General features: G+C 36.1%; 6 protein-coding genes and 1 pseudogene. 5 read left to right on the top strand and 2 right to left on the bottom strand.

Annotated elements, in window-relative coordinates; translation table 11 throughout:
- The 3 genes and pseudogenes from CBG25_RS19320 to CBG25_RS19315 form a co-directional block, all read left to right on the top strand.
- Positions 1-476: transposase (locus CBG25_RS19320; protein ID WP_290604276.1), on the top strand; the 476-nt coding region annotated here is incomplete at its 5' end.
- Positions 477-518: 42 nt separating this feature from the next.
- Positions 519-653, top strand: coding sequence for a DNA methyltransferase (locus tag CBG25_RS21575; RefSeq protein WP_366212659.1), 135 nt, complete (start codon positions 519-521; stop codon positions 651-653).
- A 172-nt stretch (positions 654-825) separates the two neighbouring features.
- Positions 826-1173, top strand: a pseudogene (locus CBG25_RS19315) (SLC13 family permease); the annotation flags it as partial.
- Positions 1174-1238: 65 nt separating this feature from the next.
- Here CBG25_RS19315 and yfbR read toward each other — a convergent pair.
- Both yfbR and CBG25_RS19305 read right to left on the bottom strand, forming a co-directional pair.
- A complete protein-coding gene (gene yfbR / locus CBG25_RS19310) occupies positions 1239-1820 on the bottom strand; it encodes a 5'-deoxynucleotidase (RefSeq protein ID WP_290608685.1) in 582 nt (193 codons plus the stop codon).
- Between the two features lie 116 nt (positions 1821-1936).
- The gene (locus CBG25_RS19305; protein ID WP_290608683.1) at positions 1937-3151 is read right to left on the bottom strand and encodes a pyridoxal phosphate-dependent aminotransferase; all 1215 of its coding nucleotides are present in this window, start codon (positions 3149-3151) and stop codon (positions 1937-1939) included.
- A gap of 741 nt (positions 3152-3892) precedes the next feature.
- Between CBG25_RS19305 and CBG25_RS19300 the strand changes: the two genes are divergently transcribed.
- The gene (locus tag CBG25_RS19300) at positions 3893-4810 is read left to right on the top strand and encodes a LysR substrate-binding domain-containing protein (protein WP_290608681.1); all 918 of its coding nucleotides are present in this window, start codon (positions 3893-3895) and stop codon (positions 4808-4810) included.
- Between the two features lie 227 nt (positions 4811-5037).
- Positions 5038-5219, top strand: a 182-nt coding sequence (locus CBG25_RS19295) for a hypothetical protein (protein WP_290604843.1), incomplete at its 3' end; no start/stop codon positions are given.

Here is a 5219-nt window from a genome sequence, read left to right as displayed (position 1 = left end):
TCATTGATGTATTAAAACAACAAATACAGACCACAAAAGAAAAAATAAGAAATCATATTAATAGCGATCCTGATTTAAAGAAAAACAAAGCGTTGCTGGAAAGCATACCTGGAATTGGTGAAATACTGAGTGCGAGTTTACTGGCTTATATCGGTAATATGTCAAAATTTAGCAACAGTAAAGAAGTCGTGGCCTATGTTGGTCTTAACCCAAAACTGCATGAGTCTGGTTTATTTAAAGGACGTAGTCGCCTATCAAAACGAGGTCATACAGAGCTCAGAAAAGCATTATACATGCCGGCTTTATCTGCCATTTCCTGTAACCCTATAATAAAAGCACAGTGGCAGCGGCTCGTATCACGTCACAAAGGAGGTAAAGTAGGCATCTGTGCGGCAATGCGAAAATTACTCCAATTAGCTTATGGTGTCTTAAAATCTGGCATCCCCTTCGATGAGAATATAGCTCTTGTATCATGATAAGAAAGACGGTATCTGGGATCCGTTGAGCCTGGGCCAGTATTGGATCCTTTTTTAGGCAGTGGGACAACGGCAGTGGCTGCAGAAAAACTGGCATATCCCTGGTTAGGAATAGAAAAATCCGCCTCCTATCTGAAGTTAGCCCAAAATAGACTCCATGATTTTTTATTGCCATGATGAAAAATTTTGTGGGGCAATTATCATGACGATTAACAAGATTTAAAAGCGAATTTCCCCTCAATGTTAGTTTCACTATGTGTAACTGAATCACCCTGACTTGTCCCAGATAGATCCAGTTTGTCCCAGGTAGATCCACATTTATCGCACGTTTCCCGTTTAAATATCTCACGTCCTATCAATTGCAGGTGGCATGGGACCAAGGATAATGTTGCTTTGCCTATTTATTGTTTGTGCAGTAACTGGATTATTTATTTCTAATACCGCAACAGGAATATTAATGGCACCGGTTGCCATTGCTGTCGCTAATCATATGAGTGTTTCGCCAATACCTTTTGCTATGGTGATAAGTGTTGCAGCTTCCGCGGCTTTTATGACCCCAGTTTCTTCACCGGTTAATACTCTAATTTTGGCGCCTGGTGGCTATAAATTCACTGATTTCGTTAAATTTGGGGTTCCTTTTACTGTTTTAGTTATGGCTATCACTATTGTTATTGTTCCTCAATTGTTTCCATTTTAAAGTTATCGCCTATTTTATGTAACAAAAAGTAAGATAATAATACTATTTATATGTTATATAACTTACTAGCTACTAATTTCATCTAAAGATAGGCTGAATCCGGGCACAAAAACTTCAATAAAGTATTGCATTTCATCGCTATAACGTTCAGAAAGTGTTTTTTCAAGTCGCATTTTAGCTAGATTAAACTCGGTATTGCCTGCAGATAGCTCTTCTAAACATTTTAAATAGGCACAAAGTGCATCCGCTTGTTTAACGATAGCGCGTTCTTCCCCAGTATGATATTCATCATCCAAAATCGGCTGAAAATCTTGTTGTAATTCTTCTGGTAGCATAGCAATAAGTTTTTGCTGAGCGTATTTTTCAATTTTTTTGTATTCGTTAGCAATTTGTGGGTTATGATATTTTATTGGTGTTGGCAGATCACCGGTGATCACTTCACTGGCGTCATGATACATAGCGAGAAGTGTAATACGTTCAGGATTGAGTTGGCCATTAAATTTTCGATTTTTAATGCAAGCAAGGGCATGAGCGACAAAGGCAACTTGTAAACTATGCTCTGAAATATTTTCGGTACGTACATTGCGCATTAATGGCCAACGATTAATTAATTTCATCCGAGAAAGATGGGCAAAAAAATAACTCATAGACTGTCCTCATGGGATTGTTATAGTGATAAGCATTGTGGATTGATTAGATTAACAAGTAAATAACAAAATAGAACATCCTTAATGTAGATTAAGAATGTTCTATTATTGGACAACTATTGGCGATAGTTTAGCAGGAATTGGCTAAATTTATTAATTGCAGCTTCAAGCTCGCCAACATAAGGTAGCGTAACAATTCTGACGTGATCGGGTTCAGGCCAATTAAAAGCAGTTCCCTGAACCAATAAAACTTTTTCCTGTAAGAGTAAATCAAGTACCATTTTTTGGTCGTTTGAGATATTGAACTTTTTAATATTAATTTTGGGAAACATATATAAAGCACCTTGCGGTTTAACACATGATACCCCAGGAATTTCATTAATCAGTTCCCAAGCGCGATTACGTTGTTCATATAATCGCCCACCAGGACAGATAAATTCGTTAATACTTTGATAACCGCCTAATGCGGTTTGGATTGCATGTTGCATAGGAACGTTAGCACAAAGCCGCATGGAGGCTAATATTTCTAAGCCTTCAATATAGCTTTTGGCATTCTCTTTCGGGCCATTAAGCACCATCCAGCCTTGACGAAAACCAGCAACCCGATAAGTTTTTGATAAACCATTAAAAGTAACGGTTAATAGATCCGGTGCTAACGCGGCAATTGAATGATGCTCAGCATCATCGTAAAGAATTTTATCGTAGATCTCATCGGCAAAAATAATCAACTGATGCTGACGAGCGATTTCGACAATCTCCATTAATAATGCTTTGCTGTAAACAGAACCAGTAGGATTATTGGGATTAATGATGACGATGCCACGTGTGCGAGGGGTAACTTTTTTGCGAATATCATCTAGATCAGGAAACCAATTTTGTTCTTCATCACATCTATAGTGTACAGCTTTGCCACCGGAAAGAGATACCGCAGCAGTCCATAGCGGATAGTCAGGAGCTGGGACTAACATTTCATCGTTATTATTCAATAAGGCTTGCATCGATTGCAAGATGAGTTCAGAAACACCATTACCAATAAAGATATCCTCGATATTGATGTCAAGCATTCCTCTAGCTTGATAGTGTTGCATGATTGCTTTGCGGGCGGAGTAAATTCCTTTTGAATCACTGTAACCTTGTGAGTGAGTAAGATTGCGTAGAACATCAAATAAAATTTCATCCGGCGCTTCAAAACCAAAAGGCGCTGGATTACCAATATGAAGTTTAAGAACTTTATGGCCTTCTTCTTCAAGACGTTTGGCCTCTTTAAGAACAGGCCCTCTTATGTCGTAGCATACGTTATCCAATTTATTGGATTTAGTTATTGTATTCATTTACTCTGTTTGAACCTCAACATTAATAGAATATGATGAAATTTTGCTGCATGTTTATATTCATACTCTACTCTTAGTTGGAAAAATTTTGAAGATATAGGCTTATTTTTGGTAGAAAAGGTTGGTTTAAATAATTAAATTAGGTCAAATAAACTTTTTATATAACTTAATTAGACAAATAAATTCAAAAATATTGCATAAGTTAGTCTTATATTTTAGGTGTGAGATGATTTTTAGTATACAAACAATAAATTACTTAGTGAATAGATTTGGCAGTGCATTTTTTGTTACAAACCATTGGTGGTTTCATGATAGAAATATTGTTTTTATAACATATAATTAAAGTTAATATGTTATTGCCGTATCTGGGCAAATAGAGTTTTGTTGCTGATTATCAATTAATAGTTTTTCCTAGCTGCATTATCTTTGACAGTTATTTTGTTGAGAATAACCTATTTTTTGCTGTTTGAAAAATCGTTATTTTGGCATAGGACTGGAATTAAAAATTATTCTAATAAAAACGAGAAGAAGAACATTCTCATTGGCATTTTGTTTATCAATATGTAAAACATGCTTATTATTAAACAATTTAAGTTAATAAAAGTGTATACACAGTAATAAATACTGCATTAATAGAAATAAAATTTAATATGTAAGGTTTTATCTTTATTTCTTTAACTATCAATGATTTTAATATCTATTGAATTCGTAAAAACACCAGGAATGATATAAGAGAATAAAATGATAAATTCAAATCGCCCAATTATGAATCTCGATCTTGATTTACTTAGGACTTTTGTTGCTGTTGCCGATCTTAATACATTTGCGGCAGCTGCTGCAGCTGTTTGTCGTACTCAATCAGCCGTTAGCCAACAAATGCAGCGTTTAGAACAGTTAGTGGGCCGTGAGCTTTTTGAACGCCATGGCCGTAATAAATTATTAACGGATCATGGTTTGCAGTTATTAGGTTATGCGCGGCAAATATTACGAGCTAATGATGATGCTTCAGCTTCACTAACATATAATGATGCTGAAGGTGAGTTGCGAGTTGGTGTTTCTGATGACACTACTAATACTTTATTGCCATTTCTGCTGAATCGTATCGCATCAGTATATCCGCGTATGGCCGTTGATATTTATATAAAGCGCGCTCATCTTATTAAAAAAATGCTGGATAATGGTGAAATTGATTTAGCACTAATACCCACAGAATTGAGTCAATATCCAAGTACGTTGTTACGTTCTGCGTCGATCCTTTGGCATTGTGCACCTGATTTTCAGCATCAATTAAATGAGCCAATTCCTTTGGTTGTCATGGATGAAACCAATCCATTTCGTGAAATAGCGATAAGCACCCTTAATGCTGCGGGTATCAAATGGCGTATTGCGTATGAAGCAGCTTCGTTATCGGCAGTGCTTGCTGCGGTTAATGCTGAAGTCGGTATCACTGCGCGTCCGCTAGAAATGCAGACTGGTGATTTAAGAATACTAAGCGAAAGTGATGGTTTACCCCGTTTACCCGAAATTCGTTATTGGTTATACCGTAATATTAATGAGCAAAACGAGGCTATTTTAACTGTATTTGGTGCAATTAAAAATAAGAAAACACCTTATATAGTACAGCCGATTAGCGAGACAATTAATAAAGAAATATTATAAATCTGACGATTAGTGAATTACGCTTTAGTTAACGTTGTTATTTAAGTTAAATATCGCGTGCGCTGCTATTATTCCTGCACTGTTTCTCTATTTTATATAGTTATAGCAGTGCATTTTTATTTTCCCTAGAGAAGCCTATTTTATTTAGCTGACAATAGCACGAGTTTCGCAGTCTCTAAAAAAGAAGTATAAATTTAAAAACAAGAAAAAATCAGGATGTTCATATTTTGTCCGGTTATCCATGCATTAAAGATATCTATAAAATATTCTTGCAAGTAAGCAGTGTAAGATACTCTAGTTTGGCGTTATCAGAAGTCAGCCCATCGCCTTTATCTCATGACACGGTTAGCCGATGGTTAAAAAGTAGATGTTTCCGCCCTAAAGACCTATGGCGATTAGTTGAACCTTC

The sequence above is a fragment of the Arsenophonus sp. ENCA genome, from assembly GCF_002287155.1.
In the GTDB taxonomy this organism is placed as follows: Bacteria; Pseudomonadota; Gammaproteobacteria; order Enterobacterales; family Enterobacteriaceae; genus Arsenophonus; species Arsenophonus nilaparvatae.
The sequence above is the reverse complement of the archived record's forward strand: the minus strand, read 5'-3'. Positions and strand labels throughout refer to the sequence as shown.